15 protein-coding genes and 5 tRNA genes are annotated in these 22789 nt (G+C 38.9%); all 20 read left to right on the top strand.

The features are described from left to right. Positions 1-11: 11 nt before the first annotated feature. The 20 genes from hpf to ACFGVS_RS14715 all read left to right on the top strand — a co-directional run bounded on the left by hpf (position 12) and on the right by ACFGVS_RS14715 (position 22693). A complete protein-coding gene (gene hpf / locus ACFGVS_RS14810; protein WP_090642946.1) occupies positions 12-359 on the top strand; it encodes a ribosome hibernation-promoting factor, HPF/YfiA family in 348 nt (115 codons plus the stop codon). Positions 360-608: 249 nt separating this feature from the next. Continuing rightward, positions 609-681: transfer RNA gene (locus ACFGVS_RS14805), tRNA-Thr, on the top strand. A 66-nt stretch (positions 682-747) separates the two neighbouring features. Next, positions 748-828 (top strand) — tRNA-Tyr (locus ACFGVS_RS14800). 93 nt (positions 829-921) lie between these two features. Next, positions 922-994, top strand: a tRNA-Gly gene (locus tag ACFGVS_RS14795). A 94-nt stretch (positions 995-1088) separates the two neighbouring features. Continuing rightward, positions 1089-1160: transfer RNA gene (locus ACFGVS_RS14790), tRNA-Thr, on the top strand. Positions 1161-1227: 67 nt separating this feature from the next. Then, positions 1228-2415 (top strand): elongation factor Tu, encoded by a 1188-nt coding sequence (gene tuf / locus ACFGVS_RS14785; protein ID WP_090642950.1) that lies wholly within the window; start codon positions 1228-1230, stop codon positions 2413-2415. Positions 2416-2491: 76 nt separating this feature from the next. After that, positions 2492-2562, top strand: a tRNA-Trp gene (locus tag ACFGVS_RS14780). Between the two features lie 18 nt (positions 2563-2580). Continuing rightward, complete coding sequence (secE, locus tag ACFGVS_RS14775; RefSeq protein ID WP_090642955.1) at positions 2581-2775, top strand: preprotein translocase subunit SecE; 195 nt, start codon at positions 2581-2583, stop codon at positions 2773-2775. 16 nt (positions 2776-2791) lie between these two features. Then, on the top strand, positions 2792-3334 hold the full coding sequence (gene nusG, locus ACFGVS_RS14770) for a transcription termination/antitermination protein NusG (protein ID WP_076374894.1): 543 nt from the start codon (positions 2792-2794) through the stop codon (positions 3332-3334). Between the two features lie 178 nt (positions 3335-3512). After that, a complete protein-coding gene (rplK, locus tag ACFGVS_RS14765) occupies positions 3513-3953 on the top strand; it encodes a 50S ribosomal protein L11 (protein WP_090642959.1) in 441 nt (146 codons plus the stop codon). Positions 3954-4061: 108 nt separating this feature from the next. Continuing rightward, positions 4062-4760, top strand: a complete 699-nt coding sequence (gene rplA / locus ACFGVS_RS14760; RefSeq protein WP_090642963.1) for a 50S ribosomal protein L1 — start codon at positions 4062-4064, stop codon at positions 4758-4760. Between the two features lie 2 nt (positions 4761-4762). After that, entirely contained in the window at positions 4763-5281 is a 519-nt protein-coding gene (rplJ, locus tag ACFGVS_RS14755; RefSeq protein WP_090642968.1) for a 50S ribosomal protein L10, read from the top strand. Between the two features lie 63 nt (positions 5282-5344). After that, positions 5345-5728, top strand: coding sequence for a 50S ribosomal protein L7/L12 (gene rplL, locus ACFGVS_RS14750; RefSeq protein ID WP_073405423.1), 384 nt, complete (start codon positions 5345-5347; stop codon positions 5726-5728). Between the two features lie 224 nt (positions 5729-5952). Further along, positions 5953-9756 (top strand): DNA-directed RNA polymerase subunit beta, encoded by a 3804-nt coding sequence (gene rpoB, locus ACFGVS_RS14745; RefSeq protein ID WP_090642973.1) that lies wholly within the window; start codon positions 5953-5955, stop codon positions 9754-9756. 154 nt (positions 9757-9910) lie between these two features. Then, the gene (rpoC, locus tag ACFGVS_RS14740) at positions 9911-14200 is read left to right on the top strand and encodes a DNA-directed RNA polymerase subunit beta' (protein ID WP_274211797.1); all 4290 of its coding nucleotides are present in this window, start codon (positions 9911-9913) and stop codon (positions 14198-14200) included. 693 nt (positions 14201-14893) lie between these two features. After that, positions 14894-16969, top strand: a complete 2076-nt coding sequence (locus ACFGVS_RS14735; protein ID WP_439699181.1) for a hypothetical protein — start codon at positions 14894-14896, stop codon at positions 16967-16969. 866 nt (positions 16970-17835) lie between these two features. After that, positions 17836-18150: a DUF3467 domain-containing protein gene (locus ACFGVS_RS14730; protein ID WP_439699180.1), complete on the top strand. Its 315-nt coding sequence runs from the start codon at positions 17836-17838 to the stop codon at positions 18148-18150. A gap of 163 nt (positions 18151-18313) precedes the next feature. Beyond that, on the top strand, positions 18314-19132 hold the full coding sequence (locus ACFGVS_RS14725) for a polysaccharide biosynthesis/export family protein (RefSeq protein WP_439699179.1): 819 nt from the start codon (positions 18314-18316) through the stop codon (positions 19130-19132). A gap of 26 nt (positions 19133-19158) precedes the next feature. Beyond that, complete coding sequence (locus ACFGVS_RS14720; RefSeq protein WP_439699178.1) at positions 19159-21528, top strand: GumC family protein; 2370 nt, start codon at positions 19159-19161, stop codon at positions 21526-21528. Positions 21529-21649: 121 nt separating this feature from the next. Beyond that, positions 21650-22693 (top strand): ferredoxin--NADP reductase, encoded by a 1044-nt coding sequence (locus ACFGVS_RS14715; protein ID WP_439699177.1) that lies wholly within the window; start codon positions 21650-21652, stop codon positions 22691-22693. Positions 22694-22789: the final 96 nt, after the last annotated feature.

The following is a 22789-nucleotide window of genomic DNA, read 5'->3' as shown; positions in this document are numbered from 1 at the left end:
AAGGAGGAAACATGAAAATTACAGTGCAATCAATTCATTTTACCGCAGACAGGAAATTATTAGATTTTATTCAGAAGAAAGCTGATAAGCTGGATACGTTTTATGACCATATTATAAGTGGCGAGGTTTACTTAAAGCTTGAGAATGTGGAAGATGAGGCAAATAAAATTGCCGAGATTAAATTATTATTGCCGGGTAACCAGATTTTTGCCAAAGAGAAGTGCAAAAGTTTTGAAGAAGCAACGGATTTGGCGGTTGAGAGCCTGCGCAAGCAGATTGAGAAGCATAAACAGAAGAAAGCAATAGCCGATGCTGCTGCCAAAAAGGTAATACTAACCGAGGTAGAAGAAGGATTTTAATATAAAAAAGGCCATTTTATGGTTAAAATCGACGGGTTTATAGCCCGTCGATTTTTTTTGATAAAAAATTTTGCAGCGGGGTATTTTTTTGTAGATTTGCAATCCCTTTCAGAGAGGTGCCAGCGTAGTAAAATACCTTGTAAATTTTTGTAAAGAATGTTCTTTAAAATATAAAAAACTTATTAGTTTTGCCGCTCGATAAACGGAACCCCTGGGTTACGGTAATTGAAAGAGTAAAATAAAAGATAAGCCTCCTTAGCTCAGCTGGTAGAGCGACTGACTTGTAATCAGTAGGTCATTGGTTCGATCCCGATAGGAGGCTCTGTTTTTTTCGGAGGTGTGATGTTTAGCTTCAATCTTGGACAGCACAAATCCGAAAACAACAACTGGGGAGATACCAGAGCGGTCAAATGGGGCGGACTGTAAATCCGCTGCTTCGGCTACGAAGGTTCGAATCCTTCTCTCCCCACTTTTTTTTGAATGAGTGATTTATTGAGTTAGTGATTTAGTGAATGCTAAAATCACCAATTCACTAAATCGCTCATTCACTAATTAAAAACAAGCGGAAGTAGCTCAGTTGGTAGAGCGATAGCCTTCCAAGCTATAGGTCGCGAGTTCGAACCTCGTCTTCCGCTCGGTTACAGTAGGCAGTTGGCCGTGGGCAGTTTACAGTTATTATTAACTAGCAACTGCAAACTAACAACTGATAACTGCAAACTAAAAAAATAAGCCGACGTAGCTCAGGGGTAGAGCACTTCCTTGGTAAGGAAGAGGTCATGGGTTCAAATCCCATTGTTGGCTCAACAGAATAAAACATAATAAAGAGTACATTTTTAAGTATAAATTAACCTACAAATAATTATAAATCATGGCAAAAGAAAAGTTTGACCGCAGTAAACCGCATTTAAACATCGGTACAATCGGTCACGTTGACCACGGCAAAACAACCCTTACTGCAGCTATCACTAAAGTTTTAGCTGATGCAGGTTTATCAGAAGCTCGTTCATTTGATTCAATTGACTCAGCTCCTGAAGAAAAAGAACGTGGTATTACAATTAACACCGCGCACGTTGAGTACTCAACTGCTAACCGTCACTACGCTCACGTTGACTGTCCAGGTCACGCGGATTACGTGAAAAACATGGTTACAGGTGCTGCTCAGATGGACGGTGCAATCATTGTAGTTGCTGCAACTGATGGTCCGATGCCACAAACCCGCGAACACATCCTGTTGGCACGTCAGGTAGGTGTACCTGCACTTGTTGTTTTCATGAACAAGGTTGACATGGTTGATGATCCGGAATTATTAGAATTAGTAGAAATGGAAATTCGTGAATTATTATCATTCTACGAATATCCAGGTGATGATATCCCAGTAATCCAGGGTTCTGCATTAGGTGGTCTTAACGGCGATCCTACCTGGGTTGGTAAAATCATGGAGTTGATGGATGCTGTTGATAACTTTATCCCTATCCCTCCACGTTTGACAGATCTTCCTTTCTTAATGCCTGTTGAAGACGTATTCTCAATCACTGGTCGTGGTACTGTTGCTACCGGTCGTATTGAGCGTGGTGTAATCAACTCAGGTGAGCAAGTTGACATCCTTGGTATGGGTGCCGAAAACTTGAAATCAACTGTAACTGGTGTTGAGATGTTCCGTAAGATCCTTGATCGCGGCGAAGCTGGTGACAACGTAGGTTTATTGTTACGTGGTATTGAAAAAACTGATATCCGTCGTGGTATGGTTATTTGCAAACCAGGTTCAGTAACTCCACACACCGACTTTAAAGCAGAAGTATACGTATTATCAAAAGCAGAAGGTGGCCGTCACACTCCATTCTTCAACAAATACCGCCCGCAATTCTATTTCCGTACAACTGACGTAACCGGTGAAATTTCATTGGCCGAAGGTGTAGAAATGGTTATGCCAGGTGATAACGTTACCATCACTGTAAAATTGATCAACGCTATCGCTATGGAAAAAGGCTTACGTTTCGCTATCCGTGAAGGTGGCAGAACAGTAGGTGCTGGCCAGGTAACTGAAATTTTGAAATAAGAATTTCAAAAAGGTTAATTGGAAACATAAGTTTACTGTAAAAAGTAAACTTATGTTTTCTTATTATAAAATATACACGGGAATAGTTCAACGGTAGAATAGAGGTCTCCAAAACCTTTGATCAGGGTTCGAATCCTTGTTCCCGTGCATAAGCAAAGTTTAAAAATGGCTAACGTAACTGAATATATTAAAGAATCATACATCGAGTTAACTGAGAAGGTAACCTGGCCAACCTGGCGTGAGTTGCAAAGCAGTGCCATATTGGTATTGGTTGCTGCAATTATCATTGCCTTGGTTATTTTAGGTATGGACCAGATCATAGCTTATTTGCTTAAAGCATTTTATAGTTCACTTACATAATATTTAGGAGATAGCGATGAGTGATCAATTGAAGTGGTATGTAGTTAGGGCCATAAGTGGTAAAGAAAAAAAGGTTAAACAATATATAGATGCCGAAATTAGTCGTTTGGGCATTACCCATTTGGTACCACAGGTATTAATACCGACAGAAAAGTATTACCAAATGCGCGATGGAAAAAAGATTGCTAAAGAGCGTAACTACTTTCCGGGCTATGTATTGATGGAAGCTGTATTAGATGGCGAAACCGAACACATCATCAAAAATATAAACAGTGTTATAGGATTTTTAGGCGATAAAGCCGGTAATGCTATCCCACTGCGCCAAGCCGAAGTTAACCGTATTTTAGGTAAGGTTGATGAAATGAGTGCCCAAGGCGAAACAATGAACGTACCTTACTACATAGGCGAAAACGTAAAAGTAATGGACGGACCTTTCAATGGCTTCAGCGGTGTTATCGAAGAAGTTAACGAAGAGAAAAAGAAATTAAAAGTTATGGTAAAGATATTTGGGCGCCGTACGCCGCTTGAATTGAATTACATGCAGGTAGAGAAAGAATAGTTTTCAAAAATTTCGGGTGTCGGATTTTCGATTTCGGAATTTTTGAATTTTAAAATATAAGATAGAAGAGTAAGGGAATAAATCCGAAATGGAAAATCCCAAATCCGAAATCAAAACGTCCTTAAATGTTACTTAGCTTCCACTTACTAACATTGAGTTATAATTAAAGTAAATTAAAATGGCAAAAGAGATCGGTGCAATGGTAAAGCTGCAGGTTAAAGGCGGCGCCGCAAACCCATCACCTCCAATTGGCCCTGCATTGGGTGCAAAAGGTGTGAACATCATGGAGTTTTGCAAGCAATTTAATGCACGTACCCAGGATAAAGCTGGAAAAGTGTTGCCTGTTTTGATTACTGTTTATGTTGACAAATCTTTCGAATTTATCATCAAAACCCCTCCTGTTGCAATCCAGTTATTGGAAGTTACAGGTTTAAAAAGTGGTTCGGCTGAACCCAACCGTAAAAAAGTTGCCAATGTAAATTGGGAGCAGGTTGAAACTATAGCCAAAGATAAAATGGTAGATTTAAATGCATTTACTGTAGAATCAGCCATGAAAATGGTGGCAGGTACTGCCCGTAGTATGGGAATCACCGTATCAGGTACGGCTCCCTGGAACTAAATTGGTTTCGGATTTCGGATTTTCGATTTCGGATTTTTAAAATCTCAAATCTTAGATCTCAGATCTCGGATCAAAAATTATTAATTTATACAAAATCAGTTTAAGACAGTGGCTAGATTAACAAAAAATCAAAAAGCGGCACTCTCCAAAATTGAGGCAAACAAATCGTATTCATTAGAAGCTGCATCAGCTTTGGTAAAGGAATTAACCTTAACTAAATTTGATTCATCAGTTGATATAGACGTTCGTTTAGGTGTTGACCCGCGTAAAGCCAATCAAATGGTACGTGGTATTGCAACATTACCTCATGGAACCGGTAAAACTGTACGTGTATTGGTGCTTTGTACTCCTGATAAGGAACAAGAAGCTAAAGATGCAGGTGCGGATTACGTAGGTTTGGATGAATATATTGCCAAGATTGAAGGCGGATGGACTGACGTTGATATTATCATCACTATGCCAAGTGTAATGGCTAAGGTAGGTCGTTTGGGTAGAATTTTAGGCCCGCGTAACCTTATGCCAAACCCTAAATCAGGAACAGTAACTCCAGAAGTTGGAAAAGCTGTAACTGAGGTAAAAGGCGGTAAAATCGACTTCAAGGTTGATAAAACAGGTATCATCCATACCTCAATAGGAAAAGCATCATTCCCTGCAGATAAAATTTATGAGAATGCATTAGAAGTATTGCAAACTATCTCAAAATTAAAACCATCAGCAGCAAAAGGAACATATTTCAAGAGCATTCACATCTCTTCAACCATGTCTCCTGGAATAACAGTTGAAACTAAATCAGTAGCGGGGATCTAATCATGAATAAAGAAGAAAAATACGACCTTGTTCTTGCCCTTACTGAGCAAATGAAAGAGTACGGTAATTTCTATATTACTGATACCTCTAATTTAACAGTTGCAAAGATCAACGATATCCGCCGTCAGTGTTTCCAAAGCGAAATCACAATGAAAGTGGCAAAAAATAGCTTGATTAAAAAAGCTATGGAAGCTGCAGGTGGCGATTACACTCCAATATTTGATGTATTAAAAGGTTCATCATCAATCCTTTTTTCAAAATCAGCAACTGCCCCGGCAAAGTTGATTAAACAATTAAGGAAAAAAAGTGACAAACCGATTTTAAAAGCAGCTTATATTGATTCAGCAATATTTATTGGCGACAACCAGATCGATACGTTGATCAAGTTGAAATCAAAAGAGCAGCTGATAGGCGAAGTTATCGGATTATTGCAATCACCAGCCAAGAATGTTATTTCTGCACTGCAATCAGGCGGAAATACTATCGCAGGTTTGGTAAAAACATTACAAGAAAGAGGTTAACTAACACCTCAATAAAGTTAGATAACAATAAACAAAAAGCATTAAAAGTAAAATTTAAATAAAATGGCGGATTTAAAAGCGTTTGCTGAACAGTTGGTAAACTTAACAGTAAAGGAAGTAAACGAATTAGCTCAGATCTTAAAAGACGAGTATGGTATTGAGCCTGCTGCTGCAGCTGTTGCTGTTGCTGCTGCTCCGGCTGGTGGCGATGACGCTCCTGCTGCTGAAGCAGTACAAACTGCATTTGACGTTATCCTGAAAGAAGCAGGTGGCGCTAAATTAGCAGTTGTTAAATTAGTAAAAGACTTAACTGGCTTAGGTTTGAAAGAAGCTAAAGATCTTGTTGATGGTGCACCAAAAGAAGTTAAAACCGGTGTAACTAAAGAAGAAGCTGAATCTTTGAAAAAACAATTAGAAGAAGCTGGAGCAGTAGTTGAGGTTAAATAAGTTAACCCAATAAAATATAGCATGAGACTCCGACCTATTTTGGTCGGGGTCTATTGCTGTTTATAAAGGTTTGGATATTAGATGCCAGATATGAGATGTAAGATATGAGATTTTTGGCGGTTAAACTTTTAACTACCAGCCTTCTGCAACATATTCGGTCTCAAATCTCACATCTCAAATCTCACATCTACAAAAGTTTATTAATAAACTAAAAATTAAACACCTTGGCAAACAACATTAATCAAAGAGTAAACTTTGCAACCAGTAGAAAGGTACTTGATTACCCCGATTTCCTGGATGTTCAGTTACAATCTTTCCAGGAATTTTTTCAATTGGAAACCACCTCAGACAACCGCTATAAAGAAGGTTTGTTTAAAGTGTTTGCTGAAAATTTTCCTATCTCAGATTCAAGGAACATCTTCGTTTTAGAGTTTCTGGATTACTTTATTGATCCGCCACGTTATGATATACAAGAGTGTATCGAGCGCGGATTAACTTATAGCGTACCATTAAAAGCCAAGCTTCGCCTGTCATGTAATGATGAGGAGCACGAAGATTTTGAAACAATTGTACAGGATGTTTATTTGGGTACTATCCCTTATATGACACCTAAAGGTACATTTGTTATTAACGGTGCCGAGCGTGTAATTGTATCGCAGTTACACCGTTCACCTGGTGTATTCTTTGGTCAAAGCCGCCATACCAACGGTACAAAATTATACTCTGCCCGTGTTATTCCTTTCAAGGGTTCATGGATTGAGTTTGCTACAGACGTTAACAACGTGATGTATGCTTACATTGACCGTAAAAAGAAATTCCCGGTTACCACGTTGCTTCGTGCTATTGGTTATGACTCTGACAAAGATATATTAGAGTTATTTGAACTGGCCGACGAAGTAAAAGTTAGCAAATCGGGCCTGAAGAAATTCATTGGCCGTAAGCTTGCTGCAAGGGTACTTAAAAAATGGGTAGAAGATTTTGTGGATGAGGATACCGGTGAAGTGGTATCTATCGACCGTAACGAAATTATCCTTGAGCGTGAAACTGTATTAGAAGATGACCATATTGATATGATCATTGATGCTGGCGTTAAAACCATCATCCTGAACAAGGAAGATGCTTCAACCAGCGGTGATTATACTATTATATATAATACATTACAAAAAGATACTTCGAACTCTGAGAAAGAAGCGGTTGAGCATATCTACCGTCAATTACGTAACGCCGAACCACCTGATGAGGAAACTGCACGTGGTATTATCGATCGTTTGTTCTTCTCGGATAAAAGATATGATCTGGGCGATGTGGGCCGTTACCGCATCAACCGTAAATTGAAATTAAATACCTCTGATGAAACTAAGGTATTAACCAAACAGGATATTATCGCCATCGTAAAATATTTGATCAAACTGATCAACTCAAAAGCCGAGGTGGATGATATTGACCACTTGTCAAACCGTCGTGTTCGTACAGTGGGCGAGCAATTATATGCCCAGTTTGGTGTTGGTTTGGCCCGTATGGCCCGTACCATCCGCGAGCGTATGAACATCCGCGACAACGAGGTATTTACACCTACTGACCTGATTAACGCACGTACACTATCATCTGTGATCAACTCGTTCTTCGGAACTAACCAGTTATCACAGTTTATGGACCAAACCAATCCACTGGCAGAGATTACGCACAAGCGTCGTCTGTCAGCCCTTGGGCCCGGTGGTCTGTCACGCGAGCGTGCAGGTTTCGAGGTTCGTGACGTACACTACACCCACTACGGTAGGTTATGTACTATCGAAACTCCTGAAGGACCGAACATTGGTTTGATCTCGTCGCTTTGCGTACACGCCAAGATTAACAACTTAGGCTTTATCGAAACACCGTACAAACGTGTGGTTGATGGTAAAGTGCAGGTTGATGAGCCGGTTATTTACTTATCTGCTGAGGACGAGGATGGTAAAACTATAGGCCAGGCAAACGCGCATTACGATGATAAAGGTGTATTTGCATTACCGAAAGTAAAAGCACGTTTTGAAGGTGACTTCCCGATCATCGAGCCTGAAAGGCTGGATTTAATGGATATTGCTCCAAACCAGATCACCTCTATCGCAGCTTCATTAATTCCGTTTTTGGAACATGATGATGCTAACCGTGCCTTGATGGGATCGAACATGCAACGCCAGGCTGTGCCTTTGTTACGCCCTGAGGCGCCGATTGTTGGTACCGGTTTGGAAGGTCGTGTGGCAAAAGATTCACGTACACTAATCAATGCCGAAGGCGATGGTGTGGTTGAGTATGTAGATGCAAACGAAATTCGTATTAAATATGACCGTAACGAGCTTGACCGCCTGATATCATTTGATGGCGATTCAAAAAGCTACCGTTTAACCAAGTTCAAGAAAACCAACCAAAGTACTACCATGAACCTTAAGCCTATTGTTAAAAAAGGCCAAAGGGTATCAAAAGGCGAAGTGCTTTGCGAAGGTTACGCAACACAGGCAGGCGAGCTTGCCCTGGGCCGTAACTTAAAGGTGGCTTTCATGCCTTGGCAAGGTTACAACTTTGAGGATGCTATCGTGATCTCTGAGCGCGTTGTATCACAGGATATTTTCACTTCACTTCACGTTGAAGAGTTTGAACTGGAGGTACGTGATACCAAACGTGGTGAAGAAGAATTAACACCAGATATCCCTAACGTATCAGAAGAAGCTACTAAAGACCTTGACGAAGACGGTATTATCCGTGTAGGTGCCGAGGTTAAAGAAGGCGATATCCTGATTGGTAAGATTACTCCGAAAGGCGAATCTGACCCATCACCGGAAGAAAAACTGTTACGCGCCATTTTTGGTGATAAAGCAGGTGATGTTAAGGATGCATCTTTAAAAACTCCACCGTCGATTGCCGGGGTGGTTATAGATACCAAATTGTTTAGCCGTGCTAAGAAAACGTCGAAAGCCGAAGAAAAAGCACAGTTGGAGAAACTGGATAACAAACATGATAAAGCAGTAAAAGATCTTAAAAACACTTTGATTGAAAAGTTATTTGAGATTGTGAATGGCAAAACATCACAAGGTGTTTACAATGTTTACAAAGAGCTTCATGTGCCTAAAGGTGTAAAATTTACCCAGAAAATTTTAGTTGAGCTTAATTACGAAAACATTAACCCAACTAAATGGACAACTGATGATGATAAAAACGACCAGATAAAAACCTTACTTCATAACTACAACATCAAGGTTAATGAAGAGTTGGGCGCTTACCGTCGTGATAAATTCGCTATCAGCGTGGGTGATGAGCTGCCATCGGGTATAGTTCAAATGGCTAAAGTTTACATCGCTAAAAAGCGTAAGCTTAAAGTAGGTGATAAAATGGCCGGTCGTCACGGTAATAAGGGTATTGTTGCACGTATTGTACGTGATGAGGATATGCCTTTCCTTGAAGACGGAACACCGGTTGATATTGTGTTGAACCCGCTGGGGGTACCTTCACGTATGAACTTAGGGCAGATATACGAAACCGTATTAGGTTGGGCAGGTAAAGAGTTGGGCATTAAATTCGCTACCCCAATTTTTGATGGTGCAAGCCATACCGAAGTTGAGGAGTGGGTTAAAAAGGCAAACTTACCAGAATCTGGCCGTACCTATTTATACAATGGCTTAACAGGCGACCGTTTTGACCAGCAAACCACAGTAGGTATCATATATATGCTGAAACTTGGTCACATGGTTGATGATAAGATGCACGCACGTTCTATCGGGCCATACTCATTAATTACACAACAACCATTGGGTGGTAAAGCCCAGTTTGGTGGTCAGCGTTTTGGTGAGATGGAGGTTTGGGCATTGGAAGCATTTGGTGCTGCCAATATCCTGCAAGAGATATTAACCGTTAAATCGGATGATGTTATCGGCCGTGCCAAAACTTATGAGGCTATTGTTAAAGGTGAAAACCTGCCAACACCGTCAGTTCCTGAATCATTCAACGTATTGGTTCATGAATTAAGAGGTTTAGGTTTAGATATCACTCTGGAATAATTAGTGATTTAGTGAGTTAGTGAATTAGTGATTGATAAAGTCGATCAGAATTTGCTAACTCGCTAATTCAAGAATAATGTGAATGGTTTGGCAGGTTGCTTAAATCACTAATTCACTAACTCACTAATTCAATCATTAAAAAAACAAGGAGACTATGTCTTACAAAAAGGATAATAAAATCAAAAGTAATTTCACCACAATTACGATCAGCCTGGCCTCTCCCGAGTCCATTCTTGAGCGTTCAAGCGGTGAGGTTTTAAAACCAGAAACCATCAACTACAGGACCTATAAGCCTGAGCGTGATGGTTTATTCTGCGAGCGTATTTTTGGTCCGGTTAAAGATTATGAGTGCCATTGCGGTAAATACAAACGTATCCGTTACAAGGGTATAGTTTGCGACCGTTGCGGTGTTGAAGTAACCGAGAAAAAAGTTCGTCGCGAGCGCATGGGCCACATTAACCTTGTAGTTCCTGTTGCGCACATCTGGTACTTCCGTTCGTTGCCAAACAAAATTGGCTACTTACTGGGCTTGCCAACAAAACGTTTAGACTTAATTATTTACTACGAGCGTTACGTAGTTATACAACCAGGTATTAAAGAAGCAGACGGAATCAACAAAATGGATTTCTTGACTGAAGAAGAATACCTTGACGTATTAGATACTCTTCCGAAAGAAAACCAGTACCTTGACGACAAAGATCCTCAGAAATTTGTTGCCAAAATGGGCGCCGAGGCTTTGGAAGAACTGTTAAAACGCCTTGATTTGGATGAGCTTTCATTTAGCTTACGCCACCAGGCAGCAAACGAAACTTCACAACAACGTAAAAACGAAGCTTTAAAACGTTTACAGGTTGTTGAGGCTTTCCGTGACGCAAAAACCAGGATTGAAAATAACCCAGAGTGGATGATTGTTAAAATCGTTCCGGTTATCCCGCCTGAATTGCGTCCGTTAGTGCCTTTGGAAGGCGGTCGTTTCGCTACTTCAGATTTGAATGACCTTTACCGCCGTGTAATTATCCGTAACAACCGTTTAAAACGTTTGATCGAGATTAAAGCGCCGGAAGTTATCTTACGTAACGAAAAACGTATGTTACAGGAAGCTGTAGATTCGTTATTTGACAACTCACGTAAAGTTAACGCGGTTAAAACCGAAGGTAACCGTGCTTTGAAATCACTTTCGGATATCCTGAAAGGTAAACAAGGCCGTTTCCGTCAAAACTTATTAGGTAAACGTGTGGATTACTCTGCCCGTTCGGTAATTGTTGTAGGGCCAAACCTTAAATTACACGAGTGCGGTTTACCAAAAGATATGGCTGCCGAGCTGTTTAAACCATTTATCATCCGCAAAATGATTGAGCGTGGTGTGGTTAAAACAGTAAAATCTGCCAAAAAGATTGTTGACCGTAAAGACCCATTAGTTTGGGATATTTTGGAAAACGTATTGAAAGGACACCCTGTATTGCTAAACCGTGCGCCTACGCTGCACAGGTTGGGTATTCAGTCGTTCCAGCCTAAACTGGTTGAAGGTAAAGCGATTCAATTGCACCCATTAACCTGTACGGCCTTCAACGCGGATTTTGACGGTGACCAGATGGCCGTTCACGTACCACTTGGTAACGCGGCAATTTTGGAAGCCCAGGTATTGATGCTTGCATCACACAACATTTTGAACCCTGCCAACGGTACGCCTATTACAGTACCATCACAAGACATGGTGCTTGGTTTGTACTACATAACCAAAGGCCGTAAAACTGATGATGGACGTGTTGTAAAAGGCCAGGGTTTAACTTTTTACTCATCCGAAGAAGTTATTATTGCTTACAACGAACGTAAAATTGATTTGCACGCCTTTATAAAAGTTAAAGCTTTGACAAAAGACCGTGAAGGCAATATTGTAAGCAAAATTATTGATACTACTGTAGGCCGCGTGTTGTTTAACGAACATGTACCTGTTGAAGTAGGTTATATCAATGAACTGCTTACCAAGAAATCACTGCGTGATATTATTGGCGAGGTGGTGAAAATTACCGGTATGGCACGTGCAGCACAATTCCTTGATGATATTAAGGAGTTAGGTTTCAAGATGGCATTTCAGGGTGGTTTATCATTTAACCTGAAGGATATCAACATTCCTGCAGAAAAAGTTACACTGATTGAAACAGCCTCTAAACAGGTTGAAGAGGTTATGGGTAACTATAACATGGGTTTCATTACCAACAACGAGCGTTATAACCAAATTATCGATATCTGGACCCGTATCAACAACCGCTTAACCGCGAATGTGATGGACATCCTGAGCAACGATAACCAGGGCTTTAACTCGGTGTATATGATGCTTGATTCCGGAGCGCGTGGTTCTAAAGAGCAGATTCGTCAGCTTGCAGGTATGCGTGGTTTGATGGCTAAGCCTCAGAAATCTGGTTCAGGTGGCGAGATTATCGAGAACCCGATTCTTTCAAACTTTAAAGAAGGTTTGTCGGTATTGGAGTACTTTATCTCTACCCACGGTGCACGTAAAGGTTTGGCGGATACGGCGTTAAAAACAGCTGATGCTGGTTACTTAACCCGTAGGCTGCATGACGTTGCCCAGGATATGATTGTAGGCGAAGTGGATTGCGGTACCTTAAGGGGTATTTATACAACTGCGCTAAAAGATAACGAAGATATTGTTGAGCCATTATACGATCGTATTTTAGGCCGTACTACCTTGCATGATGTTCATGACCCTATCACAGGCGAATTGCTGGCATCTGCAGGACAGGATCTGACAGAGGAAGTTGCCAAGAAAATTGAAAACTCTCCTTTAGAAGGTGTTGAAATCCGTTCGGTATTGACTTGCGAAAGCAGGAGAGGTGTATGTGCATTATGCTATGGCCGTAACCTTGCAAGCGGTAAACGCGTGCAAAAAGGCGAGGCTGTTGGTGTAATTGCTGCACAATCAATTGGTGAGCCAGGTACACAGTTAACGTTACGTACATTCCACGTGGGTGGTACCGCATCAAACATCGCGGCTGAGTCACAGATCAACGCTAAGTTTGATGGTATCATCGAATTTGAAAACGTACGTACTGTTGAATTCAATACCGCCGAAGAAGGTAAAGTTGATGTGGTGTTAGGTCGTTCTGGCGAGTTCAGGATTGTTGAACAGGGAAGCAATAAAGTTATTGTTACCAACAACATCCCTTACGGTTCATATCTGTATGTTAAAGATGGTGCCAAAATCACCAGAGGCGACAGGATTTGTTCATGGGATCCGTACAATGCGGTTATCATATCTGAATTTGCAGGTTTAACCCAGTTTGAAGCTGTATTAGAAGGTATCACTTTCCGTGAAGAATCTGACGAGCAAACCGGTCACCGCGAAAAAGTAATTATCGATACCAGGGATAAAACTAAAAACCCTGTTATCCAGATCACGGATACAAAAGGTAACGTAATAAAAGGATATAATATTCCTGTAGGCGCTCACATTGCTGTTGAAGAAGGCGAAAAACTACAAACCGGACAGGTTATTGCTAAAATCCCTCGTTCAACTGGTAAAACACGCGATATCACCGGTGGTTTACCACGTGTAACCGAGTTGTTTGAAGCACGTAACCCATCTAACCCGGCTGTAGTAACAGAAATTGATGGTGTGGTAACCTTAGGCGGTATTAAACGTGGTAACCGCGAAATGACCATCGAATCAAAAGATGGCCAGATCAAGAAATACCTTGTTCCATTGTCAAAACACATCCTGGTACAGGATAACGACTTTGTGAAGGCTGGTATGCCGTTATCAGATGGGTCCATATCTCCGGCAGATATTCTGGCTATTAAAGGCCCGGCTGCAGTGCAGGAGTATCTGGTAAATGGTATACAAGAGGTTTACCGTTTGCAGGGTGTGAAAATTAACGATAAACACTTTGAGGTTATCGTTCACCAGATGATGCAGAAAGTAGCTATCGAGGATGCAGGTGATACCCGTTTCTTGGAGCGTGAAGCTGTTGACAGCTGGGATTTCATGAACGAGAACGATGAGATATTTGACAAGAAAGTTGTAGTTGAGCCAGGCGATTCAACAACATTAAAAGCTGGTCAGATAGTATCATTAAGGAGGTTACGCGATGAGAACTCGATTTTAAAACGTAAAGATTTAAAATTGGTTGAAGTACGCGATGCAATCGCAGCTACATCAAGCCCAATACTGCAAGGTATCACCAGGGCCTCGTTAGGCACCAAATCGTTTATCTCTGCCGCCTCGTTCCAGGAAACTACCAAAGTACTGAACGAAGCAGCAATCGCAGGTAAAAAAGACAACATGCTTGGCTTGAAAGAAAACGTTATTGTTGGTCACCTTATTCCTTCCGGTACAGGTTTACGCGAATACGAAAATATCCGTGTAGGCTCACAGGAAGAGTTTGACCGCTTAATGGCTTCAAAAGCTGAAGAAGTAGAGGCATAAGCTTTTATAAATGATGAAAAGAGGCCGTATCATACATAAAATGATGCGGCCTCTTTATTTTATGATTAATAGTTCAATGATAGTGTTGATATAAAGTTCACTTAAATATTCGCATTAATAATTACCGATGTTCTTATTAATCTCGTTTTCGACATTAAAATCCTGCATAGATGTGCCAACATTTGTGACCCCATTTTTCTGATCTTGAACATATCGGTTATGTATGTTTTAGCTTGAGTCGATCGTGATATCCGAAAAATGAACTAAATGAGTACCCACCCCAATAGGCAACCCCCTGGATTTTATTTACATACAATCAATAAGCTAACTAATGTAAATCATTAATAAATGTTCAAAAGAGGGGCTATAAGAAGTACGAAGAATATCCAAAAACTGCTTTTATTTTCGATATTGTTATCGTTTAATGAATATAATATGAACGCATCGTAGCTAGATGTGCGCAATGAGAAAACACTACCTTGATTCTTCACCCAATCTAATAGTGATAAATTAAGATTTATATCAACGCAATAATAAACTATTTAAGCTGTTTCTTGTTTAAGGACTGTTGACGTGTCTGAATAGTAAATTGTTCGATACCTGCTTATTAACTATTATCCATTCAGATCAATAGTTTATTTCAATTTAGGAAGATGGCGAAGTGTAGACGACGGCATCACACAAATATTTATTATGAAAAATTCAAACATGTTTAACAAAGTTGTAAACAACAGAATCGGCCAGGGTTTAATTTACTATTTGATTTTAATGATCTTTATAATCTCTTCAGGTTTCGAATTAAACTTGGACAAGATTAGTTATGAATTGGGTGGTAGCCGGAATACTTATTATATAGATCCGGCCGGTAACGACTCAAACAATGGTTTGTCGCCAGGTGCAGCATGGAAAACTATAGCGAAGGTTAATTCTTTTGCTTTGAAACCTGGAGACCGGATTTTGTTAAAAAGAGGAGGAACATGGCATGAGCGCTTAACCCCTTCTTTTTCGGGTTCAGTTGAAAGTCCAATTTTGATTAGTTCATACGGTAATGGTGCTATGCCGCTTATTTCTGGTTTGATTGAATTAAAAGGTTGGCAAGCAAGAGGCGGAGGAGTATGGGAAGCTGATTGTTCGTCATGTAAAGTGGGGATTAATATGGTTACGCTTAACAATAAGGTACAACCAATGGGAAGATATCCAAACGCCAATGCTACCAATAGTGGGTATCTTACCATTGATTCGCACGTGGGAAATACAAGCATTACAGATAAAAACCTCAATGCTCCGGCAAATTTTACAGGCGGCGAAGTTGTAATACGAAAAAACCATTGGATTATTGATCGTAGCCCAATAACAAATCACAGTGGTAACACCATAAGTTATAAATCGGGGTCGCATTATGATGCAACAGACAAATTTGGCTATTTTATTCAAAATCACCCCTCTACTCTTGATATGATGGGAGAATGGTATTTTAATCCATCTACAAAAAAAATGCTCATGTACTTTGGATCTGCCGGACCTAACGGCCTGGTTGTACAGGCTAGTACAATTGACACCTTGGTTACTCTTAATGATTCGAAAAATATCACTATTGAAAATATTGTAATTGAGGGCGCTAACGAAACTGCGGTAACAGTCAACCGGGCAAGCGGCATAATTTTAAAAGGATGTAATATTCTTTATTCGGGAGGTAATGCCATAACGGCAACAAATGTAGACGGCTTTACCATAGATAGCGGAAAAATTGCCGAAACATTAAATAATGCTTTCACATGCCCAACGTGTTCACATACGTCTATAACTAACAATACTATTATAAATACCGGATTAATTCCAGGAATGGGAAAAAGCGGCGAAAGTACCTATAATGCAATAAACATTTGCAATGCTAATAATACAAGTGCAATTGTAAAATTTGGAAGCAATAACCTGATAGCTTATAATAGAATAAGCAACACAGGTTACCTGCCTGTTAATTTTAATGGGGATTCAATCACAATAAAAAATAATATTATAGACCATTTTGCTATTAACAAAGACGACGCCGGAGGTATATATATATGGACAAGTCCAAATAATCCTGAATATACAGGCAGGAAGATTTTGGGAAATATAATTTCATATGGCATGGAAGCGCGGAATGGCACTGATCATGGAAGATATCAGTCTCAAAGTACTATGCCCTGGACGGCTAATGGCATCTATATTGATGATAATGCTTCAAACATAGAGATCAAAGATAATACACTGTTCAATAACAACGGCAGCGGCATATTTATACATAATGCAAAAAAAATAGATATTTCAAATAATGTTATTTGTAATAATCATGTGCAATTGTTTATGGCTCATAGCAGCAATTTTGTTAAAAGTGTTGTTAAAGATAATTTAATATCAAACAACATATTGGCTTCAAATGACTCATCACAGGCTATAGGCGATTTTAGGGCCATCGATAATGATGAAATTGAAAAGATGGGTTTATTTAACAACAATAAGTATATACACTCAAAGTTGGATAAGGGTATTAATCTGGCGGCACAGAACAAATTGCATAGAACGTTAAATATAACTCAGTGGAAACTTAGTCATAGTAATGATTCAGATGATCAAACCGCAGGAGACTCATTTATTTTAAAATATAACGACACAAAACTTACCAAGGTAATTCGTTTAGATGGAACTTACTTTGACACAAATAACATCAAATATACTAATGCTATTACCTTGAAACCGTTTTGCTCAGTCATCTTAAGAAAAAAATAGACTTCCGGCCAGGCGATACTTCTTTTTTTTGTTTATCATGTGATGGGAATCAGTGAAGATAAATTGTGACGCATAGCTGTTTCAAAAGATATAACGAGATTTCTATACTCCGGGATAAAGCACAAGTTTGCGGGATGGTTTATAACTTAAATTTAACTGTACGGAACGGACACAATTTAGAGGCCCCTGGCGACAAACGATAAATAACATTTATTAATATCGTCTTTTCGACATTTACTACGTCAAAAGTAATCCAGACTTACCTCGGGCATCGCGCCAAAGATCAGGGATTGATATGATTGAAAAAGCGGAAATTTACCATACTACGAAAAGCCAACAGAGAAGGAATTGGTGCGCTCGTATCATATTACCTGCATTCGGGAGATAGATCTGAAGCTATCTGTTTATCAGCCACAGACCGGAAAACGTAACCCATATCGGGATCGTCCCATCCCGATCATTACGCGATCAATCGTTTCCAGGAAACCACCTGCAATGGATTTGTTAAGCTATTTATACAGCGTTGATATAAGGCAGCAAATAATACTTTGCACATCGGTGTTGATAGTTGTTAATAAATTTATTGCCACCTATTTATTAATGAGACTGCACGTTGGCTCTTTTTAAATATCTGCTTCTCTCGAACTCATCTTATTTTTACCGGTTGGGTAGATCATGCTTATTTCGTTTTCGCTCGTTCGGTATTTTTTTCGTGAAAAATCTTGATGTTTTCCTAATATATTTTCTTTTTTAAAACTTTATATGCTTTCTTTTGTTCCGTCAATTCTAAACGATGACCGACTTTAATTGTTAATTAACGTTGATCATCGATAATCAAATTACTATACAGATATACCTTAGATTTTATGAACAATGAACAAAACGAGGATCAATTGAATATCGAGCTTTCAGAAGAAATTGCAGAAGGCATATATTCAAACCTGGCCATTATTTCTCATTCAAGCGCCGAATTCGTACTTGATTTTATTCGTGTTATGCCGGGTGTCCCCAAAGCGAAGGTAAAAACAAGGATAATTTTAACGCCTGAACACGCTAAACGGCTTTTGTCGGCACTTGAAAATAATATTGAAAGATACGAGGCAGCAAATGGTAGAATCAAAATTCAGCAGGACCATTCTGGCTTTACAATGAATTTTGGCGGGACCATGGGACAGGCCTGATTTTTTAATTATTAATATTAAAAAGGTGCTTTGATTAGCGAAAAAATTATATTTTTGCTTTAACATTGAAAAAAAGTCAATAAACAGTTTTATTTTTAAAAAAATAGTGGCTATATTGCAGCCATTATTTAAAGCTTAACTAAGCTCAAATAATTACATTTTTATGAAAAAACCCTACCTGAAAAATCTTTTCCTCTGCATCCCACTATATTTTTTGTTTCTTTTTATTTCATCTTGTTCTTCTTCAAAAAACATTAAATATTTTCAAGATATTTCTGACACAGCTAAGGTAACAGAGATTCCGGCTACTTCATTCGTGGCGCCCAAGATACAACCGGATGATATTTTGACAATTACGGTTGTTACAGTTGATCCTCTTGCCAGTCAGGTAATTAATATGGGAAATATTCCCGGGTCCGCTAATGGTGCGCTTAATGTAAATCCGGCTGTCACCCCCCAGCAAATTATTGCTGGTTATTTAATTGATAAAGATGGAAATGTTGAATTGCCTGTTTTAGGCAAGTTAAAGTTGGCCGGTTTAACAACAAGTGAAGCGAAAGATGTAATTCAAGCTAAGGCTGCCACATTTTTTAATGATCCTACTGTAAGCGTACGGTTTGCAAACTTTAAAATTAGCGTAACGGGCGAAGTAGGGCGTCCTTCTACCTACGTTGTTCCAAATGAAAAAGTAAGTTTATTTGATGCTTTATCCATGGCTGGTGATATCACCATTTATGGTAAAAGGGAAAACGTGCTATTGATCAGAGAAGAAGCTGATGGTCATAAGCTGGCATATCGTTTTAACTTGAATAATTCCAATATTATGAAATCGCCCTATTTTTATCTGAAGCAAAATGATATTATTTACGTAGAGCCTTCCAAATCAAAAGTGGCCGCAAATGATATTGCCCAAACGCGCAATATTACTATAATCAGTTCGGCATTATCAGTATTGATTGTTTTATTAACCAGGTTAAAATAGATTAAATGAGCAACCATAACACACAAATGGGAAAGTCTAATAAGGAAGAGGAAAGTTTTGATTTTAAAGAAATAATAGGTAGTGTTTTATCAAATTGGTATCTTTTTGTTTTGGGAGTCATCCTTTGCTTAGGGCTTGCCTTTTTATTTATACGTTACTCAACACCAGACTATATAATTGACGGTAAATTATTGGTTGATGATGATAAGAAGAACCCAACTTCATCTGCCTTAAATTCGATTGTTGATTTCTCAAGTATTTTTGATTTGCCGAGTAATGCTCAAAATGAGCTTGAAATACTAAAATCAAGATCGTTAATGACAGCAGTAGTTCATCAACTACAGTTGAACGTTACTGTCTTTAAAAAGGGAACGATAAAATCTGTTGAATTGTTCGATGAAACTCCTTTTGATATTGTATTAGATAACTCAACTGATACCATTGAAGATGCAAGATATGTGCTCGATGTATTAGATGCGCATCATTTTAGATTAAAAAACAGTAAAGCAAATGTTGATGTAAATGGCACATTTGGTACTCTTATAAAACTCGATCAATACAATATTGTATTTAAGAACAATTTAAAGCCTTTAATACCCGGCTCACAGTATGTTATATTAGTTCAGGCACCCGAAACCAAGGTGGAAGAACTTGGCGAAAAATTTGACGCGACCCTGTCAGATAAACAAAGTACAACTATTAATTTAACCTTTAATTATCCAAATTCAAAAAAGGGCGAAGCAATTATGCAGCACCTTATTGATCAATATATGCTGGATAATCTGAACAATAAAATTCGTATACTGGATAGTACACTTGTTTTTATTGATAATCGTTTGGTAGGAGTTGGCAGAGATCTTTCAGGCGTTGAAAAAAAATTAGAAGACTTTAAAAAGGAAAATAGTTTGGCTGATGTTGATGAGCAATCAAAGGCATTGGTACAAAGTGCCAAAGATTTGAACAGTAAGTTAACCGATGCAGATATTCAGCTAACTATTATACAAGATCTTGAAAAATACATTCAAAATCCTGGCAACAGGACAATAATTCCGAGCACTTTAACCGTGCCCGATCCGCTGTTTGCCGGTGCCATCGAAAAATACAATGAGTTACTACTGGAGCGCAGCAAGCAAACTATTTCTTTTAAGGAAAGCAACCCCATCATAGTTAATATCGATAGTCAGATTGAAGGGATACGCGGAAATTTGCTTAAAAGCTTTGCTGCCTATAAAAAAGGCTTACAAGTAACACGGAGCCAATTAAATGTTCGTAATAATGATTTCAATAGTAAAATAAAAGGTGCTCCTGCTACTGAACGTATATTTTTAGATTATTCGCGTCAGCAAAACTTAAAACAGGAGTTGTACCTATACCTGATGCAGAAAAGAGAGGAAACAGCGATTTCGAAAACCTCTACCTTTTCAACTACAAGAATAATAGATAGGGCTAAGAGTGCAATTAAGCCTTATAAACCAAATAAGGGATTTATATTTACGGTTGGAGCATTATTAGGGCTTTTGTTACCTGCAGCATATCTGTTTATCAAGGATAGCTTGAATATTAGGATCATAACAAAACAAAATGTTGAACGTGAAACCGACATTCCAATCGTTGGTGAAATTGGAAACAATGTAGATCAAAACAATCTGGTTGTAGATTCCAATTCGCGATCTATAATTTCTGAACAATTTAGAGGCTTACGTACCAACCTTCAATATTTGTTAAAAAGTGGTGAATCGCAGGTATTGGTTCTTACTTCAAGTATGAGTGGTGAAGGAAAATCTTTTATATCATTAAATTTAGGTACTGCTTTAGCCATAACCGGAAAGAAAGTTGTGTTTATCGAATTGGATTTGCGAAAACCAAAACTTTCGGCAAATGTCGGTATGGATAATTCCAATGGTTTTACTAACTACATTGTTTCAGAAAGCAACTCGCCGGAGAGCATTATCAGGCCTACTTTTTTTCATGAAAATTGCTTTATTATATCGTCAGGCCCGATTCCTCCTAACCCTTCTGAGTTGATATTAAACCAAAAGTTGGACGTATTGATTGCAACATTAAAAAAACAGTTTGATTTTATAATTATCGATACTCCACCGGTTGGTTTGGTATCTGATGCATTATTGATAGAGAAATTTGCAGACGTGGTACTGTACGTTGTGCGACAAAACTATACGTTTAAATCACAAATTGGAATTATAAACGATCTCAAGGTAACTGGCAAAATAAGAAGGCCATATTTGGTTATCAATGATATTAAATCAAAGAAGGCTGGCTACTACGGAGGCGGATACGGTTATGGGTATGGATACGGTTACGGGTATGGGTACGGATATTCGGTTGATGTTCAGAAATCAAAAGCGGATTGGTTCAAAAATCTATTTAAAAAATAATAAGCGGAGTAGTTGAATACTCGCAGCCATCCTTAAGTTAGATATAGAATATAACGGGATAATCTTATCACTTTGCGTGATATTTAAGATACAATAATTAATAATTAAAACGGGACTTAATATGCTTACTTATACATTGAGAGTTGTGGAGATCAGGCAGGAAACTGGTGATACCGTTACGCTTTGTTTTAAGCAGCCCGGGTTAAAAAAAATTAAGTATTTACCAGGGCAATATTTGACACTCATTTTCAGAATTAACGGGCGGAGATATATTAGGCCATATTCATTTTCATCTGCTCCTGTTGTTGATGCTTTGTTGGAAGTGACGATAAAGAGAGTACCTGGTGGGATAGTATCAAACCACATCCATGACACTATAAAAATTGATGATATTATAGAAGTTATGCCCCCTCTTGGCGATTTTGTTTACGACCGGATATTGTTTCCCAATGTAAATAATATAGTGCTGTGGGGTGCCGGCAGTGGCATAACGCCGCTTATGTCAATTATTAAATATGCATTGTCATTGGAGGATGCACCCGGGATTACGTTGGTTTACGGTAACAGAAATTATGAAACTGTTATATTTTTAGACACTATTAAGCGCTTACATGAAGCTTACCCAAACAAGCTTTCGATATGGCATTTTCATACGCAGCTTTCCGTTAGTGATCAAAATCCTTACCTGGTGCAAGGCAGAATAAATCCGTCAAAAGTGCTTTCGGTGATGAAAGCAACTGGTGATATTGAAAATTCAATTCATTACATATGCGGGCCGGTTGGCTTAAAGGAATCCGTTAAAGCGTCGTTGAAAGATTTGGGTGCCGACGAATCACAGATTTTTACAGAAGATTTTGAGTTAGTTAAAAACCCTAAGGATTTTGAGGATATCAATACCCGATTCGTTCAAATCTTTAAGGATCAACAAACTCATAAGGTAGAAGTTGTTAAAGGGCGAAGTATTTTAGAAGCAGGGCTTGATTCTTCGTTAGAGTTATCCTATTCCTGCCAAACGGGAAATTGCTCTGTATGTAAGGGTCAGGTAACCAGCGGTGAGGTTAAAATGATTGGCTTGGATAAAAGGCCGGCCGACCTTAACGTTAACGAGTACTTATTATGCTGTACTTATCCGTTAACTGATGATGTTTGTATAACGGTTGATTAATACCAGAAAAGATATTTGTGTTATAGGGTTGGCTAAGAAACCTGGCCGACATGAAATAAAGTATAAATATTAAGGAACATATATATTAAGTTAACA

This window comes from Mucilaginibacter sediminis (assembly GCF_051903035.1).
In the GTDB taxonomy this organism is placed as follows: Bacteria; Bacteroidota; Bacteroidia; order Sphingobacteriales; family Sphingobacteriaceae; genus Mucilaginibacter.
The sequence above is the reverse complement of the archived record's forward strand: the minus strand, read 5'-3'. Positions and strand labels throughout refer to the sequence as shown.

Coding starts and splice junctions, on each gene's coding strand:
- hpf (WP_090642946.1), top strand. CDS start 12: ATGAAAATTACAGTGCAATCAATTCATTTTACCGCAGACAGGAAATTA.
- tuf (WP_090642950.1), top strand. CDS start 1,228: ATGGCAAAAGAAAAGTTTGACCGCAGTAAACCGCATTTAAACATCGGT.
- secE (WP_090642955.1), top strand. CDS start 2,581: ATGGCTAACGTAACTGAATATATTAAAGAATCATACATCGAGTTAACT.
- nusG (WP_076374894.1), top strand. CDS start 2,792: ATGAGTGATCAATTGAAGTGGTATGTAGTTAGGGCCATAAGTGGTAAA.
- rplK (WP_090642959.1), top strand. CDS start 3,513: ATGGCAAAAGAGATCGGTGCAATGGTAAAGCTGCAGGTTAAAGGCGGC.
- rplJ (WP_090642968.1), top strand. CDS start 4,763: ATGAATAAAGAAGAAAAATACGACCTTGTTCTTGCCCTTACTGAGCAA.
- rplL (WP_073405423.1), top strand. CDS start 5,345: ATGGCGGATTTAAAAGCGTTTGCTGAACAGTTGGTAAACTTAACAGTA.
- rpoC (WP_274211797.1), top strand. CDS start 9,911: ATGTCTTACAAAAAGGATAATAAAATCAAAAGTAATTTCACCACAATT.
- ACFGVS_RS14735 (WP_439699181.1), top strand. CDS start 14,894: ATGAAAAATTCAAACATGTTTAACAAAGTTGTAAACAACAGAATCGGC.
- ACFGVS_RS14730 (WP_439699180.1), top strand. CDS start 17,836: ATGAACAATGAACAAAACGAGGATCAATTGAATATCGAGCTTTCAGAA.
- ACFGVS_RS14725 (WP_439699179.1), top strand. CDS start 18,314: ATGAAAAAACCCTACCTGAAAAATCTTTTCCTCTGCATCCCACTATAT.
- ACFGVS_RS14720 (WP_439699178.1), top strand. CDS start 19,159: ATGGGAAAGTCTAATAAGGAAGAGGAAAGTTTTGATTTTAAAGAAATA.
- ACFGVS_RS14715 (WP_439699177.1), top strand. CDS start 21,650: ATGCTTACTTATACATTGAGAGTTGTGGAGATCAGGCAGGAAACTGGT.